The sequence below is a fragment of the Methylobacterium platani genome (genome assembly GCF_001653715.1).
Taxonomy (GTDB): domain Bacteria; phylum Pseudomonadota; class Alphaproteobacteria; order Rhizobiales; family Beijerinckiaceae; genus Methylobacterium; species Methylobacterium platani.
The window spans coordinates 1-18,829 of record NZ_LWHQ01000029.1; the positions used below are offsets into that span (position 1 = coordinate 1).

16 protein-coding genes and 1 tRNA gene are annotated in these 18,829 nt (G+C 64.5%); 14 read left to right on the forward strand and 3 right to left on the reverse strand.

The window, feature by feature from the left end:
• Positions 1-295: 295 nt before the first annotated feature.
• The gene (gene rimO / locus A5481_RS16050) at positions 296-1,612 is read right to left on the reverse strand and encodes a 30S ribosomal protein S12 methylthiotransferase RimO (protein ID WP_048437098.1); all 1,317 of its coding nucleotides are present in this window, start codon (positions 1,610-1,612) and stop codon (positions 296-298) included.
• Positions 1,613-2,051: 439 nt separating this feature from the next.
• On the opposite strand from rimO, the gene A5481_RS16055 reads away from it, so the two are divergent.
• The 10 genes from A5481_RS16055 to A5481_RS16100 all read left to right on the forward strand — a co-directional run bounded on the left by A5481_RS16055 (position 2,052) and on the right by A5481_RS16100 (position 13,447).
• Complete coding sequence (locus A5481_RS16055) at positions 2,052-2,945, forward strand: SDH family Clp fold serine proteinase (protein ID WP_082173566.1); 894 nt, start codon at positions 2,052-2,054, stop codon at positions 2,943-2,945.
• A gap of 390 nt (positions 2,946-3,335) precedes the next feature.
• A complete protein-coding gene (pabB, locus tag A5481_RS16060; RefSeq protein WP_048437113.1) occupies positions 3,336-4,727 on the forward strand; it encodes an aminodeoxychorismate synthase component I in 1,392 nt (463 codons plus the stop codon).
• Positions 4,724-5,335 carry an anthranilate synthase component II gene (locus tag A5481_RS16065; RefSeq protein WP_048437099.1) on the forward strand — a complete coding sequence of 204 codons (612 nt, stop codon included), beginning with the start codon at positions 4,724-4,726 and terminating at the stop codon, positions 5,333-5,335. The genes pabB and A5481_RS16065 overlap by 4 nt, the downstream gene beginning before the upstream one ends.
• Positions 5,322-6,167, forward strand: a complete 846-nt coding sequence (locus tag A5481_RS16070; RefSeq protein WP_048437100.1) for an aminotransferase class IV — start codon at positions 5,322-5,324, stop codon at positions 6,165-6,167. The genes A5481_RS16065 and A5481_RS16070 overlap by 14 nt, the downstream gene beginning before the upstream one ends.
• Positions 6,168-6,335: 168 nt before the next feature.
• Entirely contained in the window at positions 6,336-7,931 is a 1,596-nt protein-coding gene (locus A5481_RS16075; RefSeq protein WP_048437101.1) for an ABC transporter substrate-binding protein, read from the forward strand.
• Between the two features lie 10 nt (positions 7,932-7,941).
• Entirely contained in the window at positions 7,942-8,952 is a 1,011-nt protein-coding gene (locus A5481_RS16080) for an ABC transporter permease subunit (protein ID WP_048437102.1), read from the forward strand.
• Positions 8,949-9,860 carry an ABC transporter permease subunit gene (locus A5481_RS16085; protein ID WP_048437103.1) on the forward strand — a complete coding sequence of 304 codons (912 nt, stop codon included), beginning with the start codon at positions 8,949-8,951 and terminating at the stop codon, positions 9,858-9,860. Before A5481_RS16080 ends, A5481_RS16085 begins: the two co-directional genes overlap by 4 nt.
• An 8-nt stretch (positions 9,861-9,868) precedes the next feature.
• Entirely contained in the window at positions 9,869-10,888 is a 1,020-nt protein-coding gene (locus A5481_RS16090; RefSeq protein WP_048437104.1) for an ABC transporter ATP-binding protein, read from the forward strand.
• Positions 10,885-11,889 carry a peptide ABC transporter ATP-binding protein gene (locus tag A5481_RS16095; protein WP_048437105.1) on the forward strand — a complete coding sequence of 335 codons (1,005 nt, stop codon included), beginning with the start codon at positions 10,885-10,887 and terminating at the stop codon, positions 11,887-11,889. Before A5481_RS16090 ends, A5481_RS16095 begins: the two co-directional genes overlap by 4 nt.
• An 88-nt stretch (positions 11,890-11,977) precedes the next feature.
• Positions 11,978-13,447, forward strand: coding sequence for an adenylate/guanylate cyclase domain-containing protein (locus A5481_RS16100; RefSeq protein WP_053082589.1), 1,470 nt, complete (start codon positions 11,978-11,980; stop codon positions 13,445-13,447).
• A gap of 38 nt (positions 13,448-13,485) precedes the next feature.
• Here A5481_RS16100 and A5481_RS16105 read toward each other — a convergent pair whose 3' ends face one another.
• Positions 13,486-13,863, reverse strand: a complete 378-nt coding sequence (locus tag A5481_RS16105; protein ID WP_048437106.1) for a VOC family protein — start codon at positions 13,861-13,863, stop codon at positions 13,486-13,488.
• Between the two features lie 174 nt (positions 13,864-14,037).
• Between A5481_RS16105 and A5481_RS16110 the strand changes: the two genes are divergently transcribed.
• From A5481_RS16110 to A5481_RS32535, 4 genes are all read left to right on the forward strand, one after another.
• Positions 14,038-14,127, forward strand: a tRNA-Ser gene (locus tag A5481_RS16110).
• 491 nt (positions 14,128-14,618) lie between these two features.
• Complete coding sequence (locus tag A5481_RS32525; protein WP_167350099.1) at positions 14,619-15,740, forward strand: PP2C family protein-serine/threonine phosphatase; 1,122 nt, start codon at positions 14,619-14,621, stop codon at positions 15,738-15,740.
• A gap of 3 nt (positions 15,741-15,743) precedes the next feature.
• Positions 15,744-16,817 carry a serine/threonine protein kinase gene (locus A5481_RS32530; protein ID WP_082173567.1) on the forward strand — a complete coding sequence of 358 codons (1,074 nt, stop codon included), beginning with the start codon at positions 15,744-15,746 and terminating at the stop codon, positions 16,815-16,817.
• Entirely contained in the window at positions 16,814-17,893 is a 1,080-nt protein-coding gene (locus tag A5481_RS32535) for a protein kinase domain-containing protein (RefSeq protein ID WP_082173568.1), read from the forward strand. Before A5481_RS32530 ends, A5481_RS32535 begins: the two co-directional genes overlap by 4 nt.
• A 37-nt stretch (positions 17,894-17,930) precedes the next feature.
• Here the strand turns inward: A5481_RS32535 and A5481_RS16115 are convergent, their stop codons facing one another.
• Positions 17,931-18,821 carry a LysR family transcriptional regulator gene (locus A5481_RS16115; protein WP_048437107.1) on the reverse strand — a complete coding sequence of 297 codons (891 nt, stop codon included), beginning with the start codon at positions 18,819-18,821 and terminating at the stop codon, positions 17,931-17,933.
• Between the last annotated feature and the right edge of the window lie 8 nt (positions 18,822-18,829).

The window sequence follows — 18,829 nt, forward strand, 5'->3', positions numbered from 1 at the left end:
ACAGAAACGGGGCAATCCCAAAGGTGAACGCCCCTCGTGCCGCACGATGCAGGACGAGTCCGGTCACCAGCCAAACGAGACTCGTCGGCCAAGCGCTTCTTCGGCCAAGCGCCTCTTCGGCCAAGCGCCACTTCGGCCAAGCGTTCGTCAGGTCGGCGACCGTCGGAATGATGACCCCGGCGCCGATGACACCGAGGGCCAGGGCATCGAAGAAGCCCGCGAGCAGCTTCAGCCGCTCGCTGGTGCGCTTGGCCGCGAGCTTGCGCGCCTTGATTCGGGCCGCCTCGTCCAGAGCCTACACCGCCACCCCGTGCAGGTCGTAGGCATCCGCCGACTCGATCTTCACCGTCACGATGTCGCCGACCCGGACCGGGCGGCGGAAGGCGACGTGGACGTTGCCGTCGATCTCGGGCGCGTCGTATTTCGAGCGGCCCTTGGCCACCGTCGGGCCGGCGGCGTCGATGATGACCGGCAGGCGCTTGCCGACCTTGGCCTTCTGCAACCGCAGCGAGACGGCCTGCTGCGTCTCCATGAACCGGCGCTGGCGCTCGGCCTTGACCGCGTCCGGCACCGCCTCGGCGACCGCATTGGCCGGAGCGCCGCGGACCGGCTCGTACTGGAAGCAGCCGACGCGCTCGAGCTTGGCTTCCTTGAGCCAGGTCAGCAGCTCCTCGAACTCCTCCTCCGTCTCGCCCGGGAAGCCGACGATGAAGGTCGAGCGGATCGCGAGGTCCGGGCAGGTGGTGCGCCAGGAGCGGATGCGCTCCAGCATCTTCTCCTGGTTGCCCGGGCGGCGCATGCGCTTGAGCACCGCGGGGCTCGCGTGCTGCAGCGGCATGTCGAGGTAGGGCAGCACCTTGCCCTCGGCCATCAGCGGGATGACCTCGTCGACGTGCGGGTAGGGGTAGACGTAGTGCAGGCGCACCCAGGCGCCGAGCTCGCCGAGCTCCTTGGCGAGGTCGTAGAACCGGGCCCGCACCTCGCGGTCGCGCCACGGGCTCGTGGCGTAGCGGGTGTCGATGCCGTAGGCGCTGGTATCCTGCGAGACGACGAGCAGCTCCTTGACGCCGGCCTTCACCAGCTTCTCGGCCTCGCGCAGCACGTCCGCGGCCGGGCGGCTGACGAGGTCGCCGCGCAGCTGCGGGATGATGCAGAAGGTGCAGCGGTTGTTGCAGCCCTCCGAGATCTTCAGGTAGGCGTAGTGCCGCGGCGTCAGCTTGACGCCCTGGGGCGGGACGAGGTCGAGGAACGGGTCGTGCGCCGGGGGCACCGCCTCGTGCACCGCCGCCACCACCGATTCGTACGCCTGCGGCCCGGTGACCGCGAGCAGGTTCGGGTACTTCTCGCGGATCTCCTCCGGCTGCGCGCCCATGCAGCCGGTGACGATGACCCGGCCGTTCTCCGCCATCGCGTCGCCGATCGCCTGCAGCGACTCGGCCTTGGCCGAATCGAGGAAGCCGCAGGTGTTGACGATCACCACGTCGGCGCCGTCGTGCTTGCGCGCCAGCTCGTAGCCCTCGGCCCGCAGGTGCGTGAGGATGCGCTCGGAATCGACCAGGGCCTTGGGACAGCCGAGCGACACGAAGGAGATTTTCGGAGCAGGTGCGTTCATGGCGGGGGCGGGAATGCGGGCCGGCCCACCGCCGAAGGAGGCTGCGAGCGGGATCAAGGATTTAGGGAAGGGTGCTGGGGCAGGCCCATAGCACGGGGGAGGACGGGCGTCACGGGGCGGTCGGGATGCGGCGCGCCGCCGTTGCCCGGCGACGCCGCAGATCGCCGGCCCACGATGTTGGGACTTCTTGTCGCGTTTGCGCTACGGAACCTTTTGTAATTCACCTGAAAGCTTCCCGTGCCGACGCCGTGATTTTGCGCTTGCCGTCAATTATTTCATAGTTCGCTTTGAGATCATGCAAAAACACCAGCAATAAGATAGTACGTCCGCGCCTCGAAAAGGGCTGGACGATCCGCGATACTTGGATCTAGATTGTCAAATCCTACGCATTCGACGTAGCCTGCAAACCGCGGAAACTTTCGTACACCAGAGACATGCGATGAGCTCAGATCACGACGGCCATATTTCCTCGAATCGCTTTATAGAAACCGAACTGTGTACAAAGATCAAGGATATCGGAGATTATATCAAGGCCGATGTCATCAGCCTAATGGCGCCGATGCAGCACAATATCGTCGAGTGGGTGCGAGAGTGCATCGAAGAAATCAAGGAAAAAAGAGATAGACTGATCGTCATCCTCGAGACGGAGGGCGGATCGATCCAGGTCGTGGAGCGAATCGCCGACCTCCTGAGGCATCACTACCCGAACGAGGTATCGTTCCTGATCCCGAGCCACGCGATGTCGGCCGGCACCGTTCTCGCCATGTCCGGCGACAACATCTACATGGATTACTTCTCGATTCTCGGCCCTATCGATCCGCAAATCGTCAGCAGATCAAAGGGCGACATATATATTCCGGCGCTTGGATATCTTCAAAAATACGAAGAACTGATTTCAAAATCCAAGAAAAATACTATCACTGATGCAGAAATAGCGTTCCTGATTGCAAAGTTCGATCCCGCGGAGCTGTATCATTTCGAGCAGGCCCGGGACTTGTCCGTGGAACTCTTAAAGAAATGGCTGGTTAAATACAAATTCAAAAACTGGGTTACGACCCGGACGAAGAAGATACCGGTCACCCCGGATATGAAGGAAGAGATGGCGGACTCGATTGCAAAGAAACTTAACGATATTCGCAGATGGAAATCGCATGATCGCGGCCTGACGATGCGAGTTATCGATAAAGAGATAAATCTTTCGATCGAGGATTTTGGCCTAGATAAAGATCTCAACGATAAAATTAGATCTTATTATCGACTGCTTCAGGATTATATGATAACCGTACGGCAATCGATGGCCATCCATACCGCCGAACGATACAGAGGAAATTGACATGATTCACAAATCAGGAATGGAAAGAATGATCCGAAAAATCAAGGAACAGCCATCGGGACATGAAAAAATAGAACGCGCGATAAAAATCGTCGAGAAATTACGCGCAACTGGTGTCAAGCTACATACATACGATCTGCGCCATCCCTTCAGCAGTGATGTCCAACCCAATACACGATCGATCAATACATTCAAAGTCAATCGGAAAAAGATCTAGGAGCATCGACAAGGATTCACCCTGGCTTTTCATCCGGCGTGCCATGAGCTGAACTGCTCGATGGGCCTCGCCGTCGATCGTGCGCGGGTGCGCATGTCCCGGTCATCGTCTCGGCCCGACCCTGCCTATCGTCCGCCTTCAGTCCGAACACCCGCTCGGCTATGAAGGCCGCCATGTGGAGCCGCCCTCTCTCGCCCCTCGATCCCGCCGCCGCGGCCGCCCGCCTGCGCGGCCGCCACGCCGGCCTCGCGCTCCTCGACAGCGCCATGCGGCACGATGCCCTCGGGCGCCACTCCTACCTCGCCGCCGACCCGTTCGGGACCTTCCGGGTGCGGGGGCCCCAAGCGTATTGGAACGGCGCCCCGGTGCCGGGTGCGCCGCTGGCCGCGCTCCGGGCGGTGCTGGCGCCCTACCGCACCGCGCCCGATCCCGACCTGCCGCCGTTCCAGGGCGGGGCGATCGGGTATGTCGCCTATGATTTCGGCGCCAGCCTGGAACGGGTGACGCCGCCCGCACGCCGGGCCGGCCTCACCGACGACCTCGCCGTCAACCTCTACGCCTCCGTCGTCGCCTTCGATCACCGCACCGGCACCTGCCGGCTGATCGCCACCGGCTTCCCCGAGACCGACCCGGCCGCCCGCGCGCGACAAGCCGCCGCCGACCTCGACGCCCTGGAGGCGGCGCTCGCCGGGCCGGAGCCGGCGACGGAGACCGCGCCGGTGCCGCCCCTCGACTGGCGCTCGAACTTCACGCCCGACGCTTACGCCCGCGCGGTCGAGCGGGTGCGGGACTACATCCGGGCCGGCGACATCTACCAGGCCAACATCGCCCAGCGCTTCGAGGCGGCCCTGCCGCCGGGCTTCGACGCCTTCGCGTTCTACCGCCGCCTCAGGGCGCGCAACCCGGCGCCGTTCGCCGCCTATCTCGAGGTCGACGGGCTGACGATCGCCTCGTCCTCGCCCGAGCGCTTCCTGCGCCTCGACGGCCGGTCGGTCGAGACCCGGCCGATCAAGGGCACGGCGCGCCGCTCGACCGATCCGGCCGAGGACCGGGCCCGGGCCGAGGCGCTCCGCACCGACGCCAAGGAGCGGGCCGAGAACGTGATGATCGTCGATCTCCTGCGCAACGACCTGTCGCGGATCTGCGCCCCCGGCAGCGTCGCGGTGCCGAGCCTGTGCGGGCTCGAGACCTATGCGGGGGTCCACCACCTCGTCTCGGCGGTGACCGGCACGCTCAAGGACGGGGCGGACGGGCTCGACCTCCTGGCCGCGACCTTCCCGGGCGGCTCGATCACCGGGGCGCCGAAGCTGCGCGCCATGGACATCGTCACGGAGATCGAGGGCGATGCCCGCGAGGCCTATTGCGGCGCGATCGGCTGGATCGGGTTCGACGGCAGCCTCGACACCAGCATCGCCATCCGCACCGTGCTGATCGACGCAAGCCGCGCCGTGCTCCAGGCCGGCGGCGGGGTCACGCTCCTGTCGGACCCGGAGGCCGAGTACCGCGAGACCCTGACCAAGGCCGAGCGGGTCTTTTCCGCCTTCGCGACCGGGGAGGGCGCATGATCCTCGTCATCGACAACTACGATTCCTTCGTCTTCAACGTCGTGCGCTACTTCGAGGAACTCGGCGCCGAGACCCGGGTCGTGCGCAACGACGCCCTCGACGTCGCGGGGATCCGGGCCCTGGCGCCGCAGGCGGTGGTGATCTCGCCCGGGCCGTGCAGCCCGGCCGAGGCCGGGGTGTCGCTCCCGGCGATCCGCGCGCTGTCGGGGGCGATACCCCTGCTCGGGGTCTGCCTCGGGCATCAATGCATCGGCGCGGCCTTCGGCGGCCGGGTCGCGCGGGCCATGCGCCCGCTCCACGGCCACGCGACGCCGATCGACCATGACGGGCAGGGGCTGTTCCGCGGCCTGCCGGCGCCGCTCACCGTCGGGCGCTACCACTCGCTGATCGTGGCGCCCGAGCCCGGCATGGCGGAGCACCTGCGCGTCGACGCCGTCTCGCCCGAGGGCGAGGTGATGGCGCTCTCCCACCGCCGCCACCCGACCTGCGGGGTACAGTTCCACCCGGAATCGGTGCTGACCGAGCACGGCCACGCCCTGTTCGGCAATTTCCTCGAACTGGCCCGGCGCTGGCACGACGAGGGCGGGGCGCATCGTGCTGTGGCGTGACGGGCGCCTGCAGGAGGACACGGTCGCGCCCTTCGACCTCGCCGACCGCGGCCTGCTGCTCGGCGACGGGGTGTTCGACACCGCGATGGCGCTCGGCGGCACGGTGGTGGCGGAAGCGGCGCACCTGGCGCGCCTCGCGGCCTCCGCCGCCGCCCTCGGCTTCGCCTTCGACGAGGCGGAGGCCAGGGCGGGGATCCGGGCGCTCGCGGCCGCCCTGCCGCGGGCGGCGATCCGCACCACCGTGACCCGTGGGCCCGGCCCGCGGGGCCTGCGCCCGCCGGCCGAGCCCCGCCCGGTCCTGTGGGCCAGCGCCGCGCCGCTGCGGCCCGGCACGGCGTTCGCCGAGCTCTCCCTCGGCTGGAGCGCGATCCGCCGCAACGAGACCTCGCCGGCCGCGCGCCACAAGACGCTCGGCTACCTCGACGCGGTCATGGCCGCCGAGGCGGCCGCGGGCCAAGGCCACGACGAGGCGATCTTCCTCACCATGCAGGGTCGCGTGGCCTGCGCCGGCACCGGCAACCTGTTCGCGGTGTCCGGCCGCACGATCGTCACGCCGCCGCTGGAGGACGGGGTGCTCGCCGGGATCGTGCGCGCCCGGGTCCTCGCCCTGGCCCCGCGCCTCGGCCTCGCGCCGGCCGAGCGGCCGCTGACGCCCGACGCCTTGGCGGGAGCCGAGGCGGTGTTCCTCACCAATTCCCTGCGGCTGGTCGCGCCGGTGCGGCGGATCGGGGAGCGGGACTATGCGAGCGCTGGGCATCCGGTGGTATCGGCTTTGCGCTCTGCGTTGTCGCGGGAGATCGCGGAGGCCTGCGGGATGGCGGTGGAGGGCTGACGGCGCCACGCCCCCGAACCCTCCCCCGCAGAGGGGGGAGGGTTCGAGCGTACAGCTCAACTCAGCCCGCCTGTGCGTCCGATTCGCCAAGGCCTTGCGGAAACGCGCGGAAACCCGCCAGAAGGAGCGCGAGCCGGGCGCCCGCCCGCGAGACCTGGAGAGCAGAGCATGAAGCGCGCGTCCCTGGCGGTGGTTCTCGGTGCCGCGACCGCCCTGGCGGCAAGCCTGCCGGCCGGCGCCAAGACGCTGGTCTACTGCTCCGAGGGCAGCCCGGAGAACTTCTACCCGGCGGTCAACACCACCGGCACCTCGTTCGATGCCAGTTCCCAGATCTACTCCAACATCGTCAATTTCGAGCGCGGCACCACCAACGTGGTGCCGGACCTCGCCGAGAAGTGGGACGTCTCCGCGGACGGCAAGACCTACACCTTCTCTTTGCGCAAGGGCGTGAAGTGGCACTCCAACAAGGCGTTCAAGCCGACCCGCGACTTCAACGCCGACGACGTGATGTTCTCGTTCGAGCGGCAGTGGAAGGAGAGCAACCCGTTCTTCCGGGTGACCAGCTCCAACCACACCTACTTCAACGACATGGGTCTGCCGAAGCTGCTCGCGTCGATCGACAAGGTCGATGACTATACCGTCCGCTTCACCCTGACCCAGCCCGAGGCGCCGTTCCTCGCCGATCTCGCGATGCCCTTCGCGGCGATCCAGTCGAAGGAATACGCCGACGCGATGATGAAGGCCGGCACGCCGGACAAGCTCGACCAGGAGCCGATCGGCACCGGCCCGTTCTACCTGCTGCAGTATCAAAAGGACGCGATCGTCCGCTACCGCGCCTTCCCGCAATACTACGCCGGCAAGGCCGCCCTCGACGACCTCGTCTTCGCCATCACGCCGGACGCCTCGGTGCGCTGGGCCAAGCTCCAGAAGGGCGAGTGCCACGTGATGCCGTACCCGAACCCGGCCGACGTCGACGCGATGCGCAAGGACGGAAACGTCCAGGTGCTGGAGCAGCCCGGCCTCAACATCGGATATCTGGCCTACAACACCAAGAAGAAGCCGTTCGACGACGTGCGCGTGCGCAAGGCGCTGAACATGGCGATCAACAAGAAGGCGATCATCGACGCGGTCTACCTGTCGACCGGCGTCGCGGCCAAGAACCCGATCCCGCCGACGATGTGGTCCTACAACGACGCGATCAAGGACGACCCCTACGATCCGGAAGGAGCCAAGAAGCTGCTCGCCGAGGCCGGCTTCCCGAACGGCCTGTCGACCGACCTGTGGGCGATGCCGGTGCAGCGGCCCTACAACCCGAACGCCCGCCGCATCGCCGAGCTGATGCAGGCCGACCTCGCCAAGGTCGGGGTGAAGGCCGAGATCAAGTCCTACGAGTGGGGCGAGTACCGCAAGCGCGTCCAGGACGGCGAGCACCAGACCGCGATGCTGGGCTGGACCGGCGACAACGGCGATCCCGACAACTTCCTCCACACCCTGCTCGGCTGCGCCGCGGCGGAGAAGGGCGGCGGCAACACCGCCAAGTGGTGCGACAAGACCTACGACGACCTCGTCAACAAGGCCAAGACCGTCACCGACAAGGCCGAGCGCACCAAGCTCTACGAGCAGGCGCAAGTCGTGTTCAAGGAGCAGGCGCCCTGGTTCACCATCGCGCACGCGGTGCAGCTGAAGCCGATCCGCAAGGAGGTGGTGGACTTCAAGCTGTCGCCGTTCGGCCGCCACACCTTCTACGGCGTCAGCCTCAAGTAGGGGCCGGCCCGTGCTCCGCTTCCTCCTGACCCGCGCGTCCCTGGTGATCCCGACCTTCCTCGGGATCACCCTGGTGGCGTTCTTCCTGATCCGCCTGGTGCCCGGCGACCCGATCGAGACGATGGCGGGGGAGCGGGGCATCGACCCGGCGCGGCACGAGGCCCTGCGCACCGAGTACGGCTTCGACAAGCCGCTGCTCGTGCAATACGGCATCTACCTCGAGCGGCTGGCCCACGGCGACCTCGGCCGCTCGATCAGCACCAAGGAGCCGGTGATCGCCGAGTTCGCCAGCCTGTTCCCGGCGACGATCGAGCTCGGTGCCTGCGCGATCCTGTTCGCGCTCCTCGTCGGCCTGCCGGCCGGCATCCTGGCGGCGCTGAAGCGCAACTCGGTCTTCGACCACGGGGTGATGGGGCTGTCGCTCACCGGCTACTCGATGCCGATCTTCTGGTGGGGCCTGCTCCTGATCCTGCTGTTCTCGGTGCAGCTCGGCTGGACGCCGGTCTCGGGCCGCATCGACGTGCAGTACTTCATCGAGCCGGTGACCGGCTTCCTCTTGATCGACAGCCTCCTGTCGGACGAGCCCGGCGCCTTCGCCTCGGCGCTCTCCCACCTCGTCCTGCCGGCGATCGTACTCGGCACGGTGCCGCTCGCGGTCATCGCCCGCATGACCCGCTCGGCGATGCTCGAAGTGCTCGGCGAGGATTACATGCGCACCGCCCGGGCCAAGGGCCTGCCGGCCTGGCGCATCGTCGGGCTGCACGCGCTCCGCAACGCCCTGATCCCGGTCGTCACGGTGATCGGCCTGCAGGTCGGCGTGCTGTTCACCGGCGCGATCCTGACCGAGACGATCTTCTCCTGGCCCGGCATCGGCAAGTGGCTGATCGAGGCGATCGGCCGGCGCGACTATCCCGTCCTCCAGGGCGGCATCCTGTTGATCGGCGCGGTGGTGATGGCGGTGAATCTCCTCGTCGACTTAGGCTACGGCCTCGTGAACCCCCGCATCCGGCACGCCCGATGAGCGCCGAACTTCTGGACACCCCCGCCGCCTCGGCGGCCCCTGCCGGCCCGCCGCACCCGCTCGCCGAGTTCTGGACGAGCTTTCGCGCCAACACGGGCGCGGTGATCGGCCTCGCGCTGATCGTCGCGGTGCTGCTGATGGCGGTCTTCGCCGACGTCATCGCGCCGCACCCGCCGAACCTCACCGACAACGCCGCCTTCCTCAAGCCGCCGTTCTGGCAGGAGGGCGGCTCGCTCACCTATCCCCTCGGCACCGACGCGATCGGCCGCGACATCCTCTCGCGCCTGATCTTCGGCGCCCGGCTGTCGCTCTCGATCGGCATCGCGGTCGTGGCGGTGTCGATCCTCGTCGGCACGATGCTGGGGCTGGTCGCCGGCTTCGTCGGCGGCGCCACCGGCATCGTCATCATGCGGGTGATGGACATCATCCTGACCCTGCCGTCGCTGCTGCTTGCCATCGTCATCGTGGCGATCCTCGGCCCCGGGCTGATGAACGCGATGCTGGCGGTCGCCGTGGTGGTGCTGCCGCATTACGTCCGCATCGCCCGCGCGGCGGTGATCGCGGAAAAATCCAAGGACTACGTCACCGCGGCCCGGGTCAGCGGCGCCGGCCCCTTGCGGCTGATGGTGGGGGAGGTGCTGCCGAACTGCGCCGCGCCGCTGATCGTCCAGGCCTCCCTCGGCGTCTCGACGGCGATCCTCGACGCGGCGGCCCTCGGCTTCTTAGGGCTCGGCGCCCAGCCGCCCTCGCCGGAATGGGGCACGATGCTGGCGGATGCCCGCGAATTCGTGCTGCGGGCCTGGTGGGTGGTGACCTTCCCGGGCCTCATCATCCTGGTCACCGTGCTCGCCTTCAACCTCGTCGGGGACGGTCTTCGCGATGCCCTCGACCCCAAGCTGAAGCGGTGAGGCGCACCATGCCGCTCCTCGAGATCGACAACCTCTCCGTCGAATTCCCCTCCGCCGGCGGCACGTTGCGCGCCGTCGACGGCGTCAGCCTGACCCTGGAGGAGGGGGAGGTGCTCGGCGTCGTCGGCGAGTCGGGCTCGGGCAAGAGCGTGACCATGATGGCGCTGATGGGCCTCGTCGCCTATCCGGGCCGGGTGTCGGCCGACCGCCTCGCCTTCGCCGGCCGCGACCTGATGGGCATGCCGGCCCGCGAGCGCCGCCGCCTCACCGGCCGCGACGTGGCGATGATCTTCCAGGAGCCGACCACCAGCCTGAACCCCTGCTTCACGATCGGCTTCCAGATCACCGAGTCCCTGCGCCAGCATCTCGGCCTCGACCGCAAGGCGGCGAGGAGGCGGGCGATCGAATTGCTGGAGCAGGTCGGCATCCCGGCGGCCGAGAGCCGGCTGTCGGCCTATCCGCACCAGCTCTCCGGCGGCATGAACCAGCGGGTGATGATCGCCATGGCGATCGCCTGCAACCCGAAGCTCCTGATCGCCGACGAGCCGACGACGGCCCTCGACGTCACGATCCAGGCCCAGATCCTCGACCTCCTGCTCTCGCTCCAGCGCGAGCGCGGCATGGCGCTCGTGCTCATCACCCACAACATGGGCGTCGTCGCCGAGACCGCCGACCGGATGATGGTGATGTATGCCGGCCAGGTGATGGAGGAGCAACGCGCCGACGCGCTCTTCGCCGCGCCCCAGCACCCCTACACCGCGGCGCTGCTGGCGGCGCTGCCGGAGCGCAGCGAGGGCGGGCGGCTCGCCACCATCCCGGGCGTGGTGCCGGGGCTGTACGACCGGCCGCGCGGCTGCCTGTTCTCGCCGCGCTGCGCCTACGCCACCGACCATTCGCGGAGCGAGCGCCCGGCCCTGCGGCCGTGGCAGGACGGCTTCGTGCGCTGCCACTACCCCTTGGGCGATCCGTCCCGCGACGCCCGCATCCGCCAGGATCATCCTGTCTCGATTGCGGAGGCCGTCCGGTGAGCGCCCCCGTCGTCGTCGCCGACACCCTCCGCCAGACCTACGAGATCCGCCGCGGCCTCTTCCGCGCGCCTGCCCGGCTCCAGGCGGTGGGCGGCATCTCGTTCGCGATCGAGCCCGGCCGGACGCTGGCGGTGGTCGGCGAATCCGGCTGCGGCAAGTCGACCCTCGCCCGGATGGTGACGCTGATCGAGCCGCCCTCCGACGGCGACCTGACCCTCGACGGGATCGACGCCGTCGACACGCCGTCGCCGGAGCGCCGCCGCCTGCGCCGCACGGTGCAGCTGGTGTTCCAGAACCCCTACGGCTCGCTCAACCCGCGCAAGCGCGTCGGCGCGATCCTGGAGCAGCCGCTCGCCATCAACACCGGCCTGTCGGCGAGCGAGCGCCGCGAGCGGGTGCGGGCGATGATGGCGAAGGTCGGCCTGCGCCCGGAGCACGACGCGCGCTACCCCCACATGTTCTCCGGCGGCCAGCGCCAGCGCATCGCCATCGCCCGCGCCCTGATGCTGTCGCCCAAGCTCGTGGTCGCCGACGAGCCGGTCTCGGCCCTCGACGTGTCGATCCAGGCCCAGGTGCTGAACCTGCTGGCCGACCTGCAGGGAGAGCTCGGCCTCGCCTACCTGTTCATCTCCCACGATCTCGGCGTGGTGCGCCATATCGCCCACGACGTGCTGGTGATGTATCTCGGCCTGGCGATGGAGCAGGGGCCGAAGGAGTCGATCTACGCCCGTCCCCTCCACCCCTACACCCGGGCCCTGATGGCGGCGACGCCGGGCGTCGGCCCGCGGACCCGCGAGCGGATCGTGCTGCGGGGCGAATTGCCCTCGCCGCTGAACCCGCCAGCCGGCTGCGTCTTCTCCACCCGCTGCCCCCACGCCGCCGCCCGCTGCCGCGAGGAGCGGCCGCAGCCCCGCCCGCTCGCCGGCCGGGCGGTGGCCTGCCACTACGCCGAGGACTTCCTGGAGGGCGCGCCCGAGACCGGCCACGCGCTGGCGGGGTGACGCTCACGGCCTGTTCAACCCCGGGGGGCTTCGCGGCGCTGGCGCACGCCCTACCTTGCAGGGGGAGCGGGAGCCCGGCGACCGATCCGTGAGTGAGCCCATCGCGGCGGCCGAGCCGCCGTCCCAGCCCTTCCTGAAGACCAAGGCTCCCGGCCTCGCCCGCGCCGGGTTCGCCCGCGTGCTCGCCTTCCGCACCGGCCTGCGGGCCGCGCGGCTGCGCCACTGGCTCGCCGGCCGGCTGCCGCCGCGGCCCCGCGGGCGGATGGCCGAGAACGTCCGCGCCGCCGAGCTCGCCGGCCTCGCCTTCGCGTTCCGGGCCCGCGCCGTCGCCATCGTGGTGGTGTCGCTGTGGCTGCTGGTGCTGGTGCCCTGGCCGCGCGACCTCTACTACCTGGCGAGCGCCGGCCTGTTCTTCGTCCTCGGCACGATCCCCTTCGCCCTGCGCCACCACCGCCACGCCTGGGCGATCAAGCTCGGCTTCACGGTGCTCGACGTCGCGCTGATGACCGCCGTCATCATCCTGCCGCCGCCGGCGGGCCTCGGGGTCGACTGGCCGATCCAGACCCGGCTGCGCACCCCGGAATTCGTCTACCTGCTGCTGCTGCTCGGCGAGGCGGCGCTGACCTACCGGCCGCTGGCCGTGCTGTGGACCGGGGGGTGGATCGCGGCATTGTGGTCCCTCGGCGTCTGGCTGGTCTATGCCCGCGCCGACACGGTCCGCTTCGCCGACATCCCCCGCGACGGGCCCTTGAGCGCCGAGGCGTCGCTGCGGATCTTCCTCGATCCGGCCTATGTCGGCCTGACCCCGCTCTGGACGCAAGGGATCGCCACCGGCCTGTTCACGCTGCTGCTGGCCATCGCGGTCTGGCGCGGGCGGGGGCTGCTGCTCGCCCAGGTGCGCGCCGAGGTGGTGCGGGCCGACCTCGCCCGCTACGTCTCGCCCGACGTCGCCGACGCGCTGAGCGCGCGCGCCCATGCCGGCTTCGGCGCGCCGCAGACCCGGGTGGTGGCGGTGCTGTTCGCCGACGTCGTCGGCTTCACCGGGATGAGCGAGGATCTCGGGCCCGAGCGCGCCTTCGCGCTGCTGCGCGGCTTTCGCGAGCGCAGCTGCAAGGTGGTCTTCCGCCACGCCGGCACCCTCGACAAGTTCATGGGCGACGGCTTCATGGCGACCTTCGGCGGCCTCGACGGGCGCGGCGACGCCGCCGCCCGGGCGGTCGCCTGCGCCCTCGACCTCCAGCACGAGATCGACGCCTGGAACGCCAAGCGCGCGGCCCGCGCCGCCGCCCCGGTGCGGGTCGCGGTCGGGGTGCATTGCGGCCCGGTGGTGATCGGCAATATCGGCGCCGACCAGCGGGTGGAGTTCACGGTGATCGGCGACGTCGTCAACGTCGCGAGCCGCCTCGAAGCCGCCACCCGCGAGCTCGGCGGCCGCATCGTCGCCTCGGAATGCTGCCTCGCCGCCGCGGGACCCGGGGCGGCGCGGCACTTCACCCGCACGCTGCCCCTGACCCTGCGCGGCCGCACCCGGCCGATCGTGGTCCACGTCGCCGAGTAGGGGTATGTCTCGTCGCGCCGGCGGAGCCGGGAGGGCCGTCAGCCCCGCTGCAGCACCTCGATGCGCACGCCGTCCGGCCCCTCGAAGAAGGCGATGCGCAGGCCCGGCCGCACATCGGTGATGCCCGAGACCAGCGGGATGCCGCGGGCGGCGAGATCCGCCACCGTCGCCTCGATGTCGTCGACCCGGAAGCCGAGATGCTCGATGCCGCGATGCGGCGGCACCGCCGCCGGCGCGAGGCCCTCGGGCGCCTGCTCGATGAACAGCGTCAGCCCGCCGACATCGAGCATGATCCGGCTCGGCGTCTCGCCCCCGTCGCGCCCCGTCTCCCGCGCCCCCAGCACCTCGCCGTAGAACCGCGCCGCCGCCACCGCGTCCCGGCTGCGCAGGTGGATGTGGTCGTACCGATAGCCCATGCGGCTCTCCCTCGCGGGGGACCTAAGCCCCGCCGTCACGGCCTGCAGGTTACGGTGCGCGGGCGCGGCGCGATAGGCGCTCGGGGCCGGGCCCACAGACCCCCGGCCGCGGTTGACGCGCCAGCCCGCACCGCCCTAGAGAAGAGGCACCCGGACCTGCGCGCGTCCGCGGCCGGAAGGGTGGCCGAGTGGTTTAAGGCAGCGGTCTTGAAAACCGCCGTGGGGGCAACTCCACCGTGGGTTCGAATCCCACCCCTTCCGCCAAAGCCTGATTTTCAATGTTCATGTGTATTATCAACTGCCATCGCCGGAATGGCTGAAATTCATACTATCAAAACAGAAATATCTTACGAATAATGGTATAATTTCGCCTTTATTTTCAGTGCCGATCGGAGCTCGAGATCGCAGATCTAATACCTGGAAACGTGATATACAACCCAACGATTCTGAAGAAGATCAACAATAAGATATACGTTCAGGCTGCGAAGATCGTGCAGGATTTCGTAATTATTTATTACACTCAAAGACAAATATGGAAATATTCAAAAATATAAAAATCTTCTTCACTTGCAAGCCTCTTAGGCGTCGAGAGAACTCAACAAGGCTTGTTAGCTGTTGGGCAGGGAGCCTGGCGTAAATTAGCGCTTGTGCACCGCTCCGAACGGGCCTTCCCGGCAACTTCCGATCCGGTTATAAGCAATTCTATGGTAGGTCGGTTTGCGACAAAGCCGCTGTGAGTGAGTCGTGTGAATAGATTGGCTGACGACGCACTGCAAAGACGCATAGCCCGTTTCGTAGCGGAAGCGCCGGAACGCAAGGCCATTAATAGATATGTATCATTGACGGCCGCGACAGATATTGGGCAAACCCGAAAATCCAATCAGGATCGATCGATAGTGATCACTGCGAGTTATTCATACGCGCCGGAGCGAAATTTCAATCTTGCGGTTGTGTGTGATGGTGTTGGTGGACTTGCGCGCGGCGACGAGGCAGCAACACTTGCTCTAAGCACTTTCGCGTCAGCGGTAATCCGAACAACATCAATACCGGCCACAGACAGACTTGTAAGAGGTGCCACTGCAGCAAATGATGCTGTAGCAAATAAATTCTCTCAAGGATCAGGCACCACTTTATCATCCGTATTGATCACAAAAGACCTATTCGCGCATTGCGTTAATGTAGGAGACAGCCGAGTTTATGGCATAACTGAGAATCGCAAAATTGTGCAGCTAACCGTGGATGACACACTCAAAGCGCATCAACGAAATATAAATCAAGAAAATAATGCATTGAGCAATCATTTGCTACAATACATTGGGATGGGCGACGAATTAATAGCAAATATTTATTCATTCTACAATGATGATTATGAGAGCATACTACTCACAACAGATGGAATTCATTCCGCGCCCGATGTCGTTTTAGATGCAGTTGTAAAAAGAGCGTCCACTAACAGAGATATGGTAGATAGGTTTTTTTCCGTCAGTGAGTCGCTAGGTGGACGCGATAATGCCACACTCGTTCTGATTGAGAACCCGTTTCAACCCCGCCCGTCTTCAGAACAAGGCCTAACTTTGACTCTGCTCTCGCCCAGCGATCGACTAGAAATTTGGATCCCACGTCCAAGTCACGAAAATCGCGAAGAGAGCCTTCCCGAGGCTCTAGCAGAGGCTGGGATTACGACTAATCACCCCTCCGATCATAGGTCAGGGGATTATAGTAACAAGAAAAAAAATAAATCACGTCGCAAATCGAGGCAGCCATCTGCACAGGATCGGATGCGCTTTCATGAACAACACCATCAAGAAAATACAACAAGCAATGATGAGCAAAAGCCTGCGCTAGACATAACCTTTCCTGAAGATTCCAAGGATTGAGATATGCCTATTCCGAATCGGTATGTTTACATGGACGACCGCTTTGCACATGGCGGCATGTCTCGCGCCAGTGTATTTAACGATACTCATCTCGATCGCAATGTCGTGATTAAAGCGCTTCTTCCAGGGAGGGATCACAGACGATTGCTTGACGAAATCCGGGCTCTCCAAAGCATACGATCGCGACATGTGGTTCAAATATACGATATATATAACGACGAGAATGGCGTCATCCAAGGCTTGGTAGAAGAGCTAGTCTCGGGACCGCAGTTTGCCGAGGGTGAAGTTCCGAAGGATGCCGCGAGCTTTATGAAGCTCATATATCCACTCGCCAAAGGCATATATGACATTCACTCTTCTGGGATTATTCATAGAGATATAAAACCAAGCAACATTAAATTCGATGGCGAAGGGTGTCTAAAAATATTTGATTTCGGCTTGGCTCGTGATGAAGAGGCGGATGCATATACCAAAGGAGCCGTCGGTACATTAGGATATATGGCACCCGAATTATTTTATGACCACGCTGGCGGAAATGTTTATTTTAGCACTGCAGTTGATACATATGCGTTTGGTGTCACAGCTTATTATACTTATAGTAGATCCGTTCCTAAGCCCATGCGTCAATTACCACCCGTACTTCCATGCGAGGAGGCTGATTTTTCAAAATCACATTTGAATTTGCCAGAAGATATCTCAAACATTTTAAATCGATGCTTAAGTGAGCGCCCCAGTGATAGGCCGGAGATGCGTGATGTATGCACCATACTGGAGAAGTATATATTACATGGACAACATAGGGCCTTGATAACATATGGCAGTACAAATTACTATCTTAGTGCGGCGAGCAAATCTGTAAGACTTGCTGTGCAGGATAAAGGTCAGGTAAACATAACTTATAATGACCTCGAATTCGTTATCGGCAACGTATCGGGTGATGTCGTCGTTAACAATATACCTGCAAAAAATGGTGATATCCTGCCAGGGTCTTGTGTCGTTGCGCTCGGGGACCCCACGAAGCCATCTGCTCGAGTGTTTATTACAATTGATGTCTCCCACCCGGAGGTCACCCTATGAGATCGGATCGTATACAAACGGTAGGTGACATCGTAGGAGGCAGATATGAGGTTAAGGGGTACCTGAATCAGGGAGGCATGCAAGAAGTATATACGGCATACGACAAACTGCTACTGCGCGATGTTGCGCTGAAAGTTCCCAAAAACGAATCTGCAATCAAACGCTTCAAGCGAAGCGCTGTCGTAAGCGCGCGCATTAACCATTCAAATGTTGCAAAAACGCTCGACTATCTTGAGACTGGCGATCATTCTTATCTTATTGAAGAGTTGATTGACGGCATCGACTTGAGCAGGGTTATCAAAGAACGACTTTTATATTTAGATCCACATTTGGCTGCATGGACGTTTCACCGTTTAGCGAAGGGAGTCGCCGCCTCGCACCATGCCGGCGTCATGCATCGCGACCTCAAACCCAGCAACGTAATGGTGGAGGGCGTTGAGGCGATGACTGGTATTAAAATCACCGACTTTGGCATCGCAAAGATGGCGGAAGAAGAGCTAGCTGAAGCAATAGCAGGTGGCGATGAAAGCTTGACTGCATCACAAACTGCCATCGGCGCCCTACCTTATATGGCACCAGAGATGATAGATGATATAAAGAGCGTTACTACATCTGTAGATATTTGGTCTCTTGGTGCGATGATTTACGAATTACTCGTTGGCAAAAAGCCCTTTGGTTCAGGACTAAGAGCTGTAAATGCTATTCAGAATCGCGATCCCCTGCCTATAAACCATCTGCCAGGTCGGAAACCGCAATTTAAAAATAACTTTGACGAGCTGATAGAGATTGTTCGTCTTTGCTTGAATAAAGATCCCTTAAAAAGGCCAACGGCCGATGATCTTGTTGTAAAGTGCGAGTCATTGTGTTATCCTAGAATTACTCGCGAATTCGGCGTTGTCTCGAAATTTGAAAATGGTTTTTGGGGATTCATAACTCCTACAGTAGGGAGAAGTGTCTTTTTCCATATTGACAGTGTTTACTCGGAAACCGTATTACGTACTGGCGATAAAGTGAGTTTTGCTAGACACTCCGGTGGGGGAAGTGATCGAGCATTTCCGATCATGAAGGTTCATTAATAGTCACTAAAAGTAGGTAATCTTATAAATCTGTAAATTAATTCAAAACTCCATTCCCCCTCAACCGCCCTACCGCCATCTCAACGAACGTCCTGACCTTCACCACCGCATCCCGCCCCTCCGGAAACACGACATGAACCGGCAGCCGCGGCTCCTCGTACTCGCCCAGCACGATCTGCAGGCGCCCGTCGGCGAGGGCCGGGGCGATCTGGTAGTGCAGCACCCGGGTCAGGCCCCAGCCCGCCAGGGCCGCGTCGATCGGGGCCTCGTTGGTGTTGCACTCCAAAGCCGGGTGGAGCGTCACGCGCTCGTCGTTGCGAAAGCGCCATTCCGGCGAGGGCCAGGAGCCGGTCGAGACGGCGATGCGGTGCTCCTTGAGGTCGGCGGGGGTTTTCGGAACGCCGTGGCGGGCGAAGTAGCCCGGCGCGCCGCAGACGACGCGGCGCACCGTGCCGACCCGGAGCGCGGTGAGGCCGGAATCGGCGAGGTGGCCGATGCGGATCGCGACGTCGATGCCCTCCTCGACGAGGTTCACCGGGCGGTCGACGAACAGCGTGCGGGCGGTCATCGCCGGGTAGGCGTCGAGGTAGTCGGCGAGGATCGGCAGGACGTGGAGCCGCCCGAACAGCACCGAGGCGGTGACCGAGAGCGTGCCGGTCACCATGCCCGTGTAGCCCGCCGCCGCGGCCTCGGCCTCGGCGATCTCGACGAGGATCCGCCGGCACTCCTCGACGTAGCGGCTCCCGGCCTCGGTCAGCCGCACCGTGCGGGTGGTGCGCAGGAACAGCCGGGCGCCGATCGTCGCCTCGAGCGCCGCCACCGCCCGCGTCACCGCCGGCGGGCTCATGTTCAGGTGGCGCGCGGCCTTGGCGAAGTTCATCGTCTCCGCGACCTTGGCGACGATGCGCATGGCGTGCCAGCGATCCATGGCTCTCC

Coding starts and splice junctions, on each gene's coding strand:
- rimO (WP_048437098.1), bottom strand. CDS start 1,612: ATGAACGCACCTGCTCCGAAAATCTCCTTCGTGTCGCTCGGCTGTCCC.
- A5481_RS16055 (WP_082173566.1), top strand. CDS start 2,052: ATGAGCTCAGATCACGACGGCCATATTTCCTCGAATCGCTTTATAGAA.
- pabB (WP_048437113.1), top strand. CDS start 3,336: ATGTGGAGCCGCCCTCTCTCGCCCCTCGATCCCGCCGCCGCGGCCGCC.
- A5481_RS16065 (WP_048437099.1), top strand. CDS start 4,724: ATGATCCTCGTCATCGACAACTACGATTCCTTCGTCTTCAACGTCGTG.
- A5481_RS16075 (WP_048437101.1), top strand. CDS start 6,336: ATGAAGCGCGCGTCCCTGGCGGTGGTTCTCGGTGCCGCGACCGCCCTG.
- A5481_RS16085 (WP_048437103.1), top strand. CDS start 8,949: ATGAGCGCCGAACTTCTGGACACCCCCGCCGCCTCGGCGGCCCCTGCC.
- A5481_RS16090 (WP_048437104.1), top strand. CDS start 9,869: ATGCCGCTCCTCGAGATCGACAACCTCTCCGTCGAATTCCCCTCCGCC.
- A5481_RS16105 (WP_048437106.1), bottom strand. CDS start 13,863: ATGGGCTATCGGTACGACCACATCCACCTGCGCAGCCGGGACGCGGTG.
- A5481_RS32530 (WP_082173567.1), top strand. CDS start 15,744: ATGCCTATTCCGAATCGGTATGTTTACATGGACGACCGCTTTGCACAT.
- A5481_RS32535 (WP_082173568.1), top strand. CDS start 16,814: ATGAGATCGGATCGTATACAAACGGTAGGTGACATCGTAGGAGGCAGA.
- A5481_RS16115 (WP_048437107.1), bottom strand. CDS start 18,821: ATGGATCGCTGGCACGCCATGCGCATCGTCGCCAAGGTCGCGGAGACG.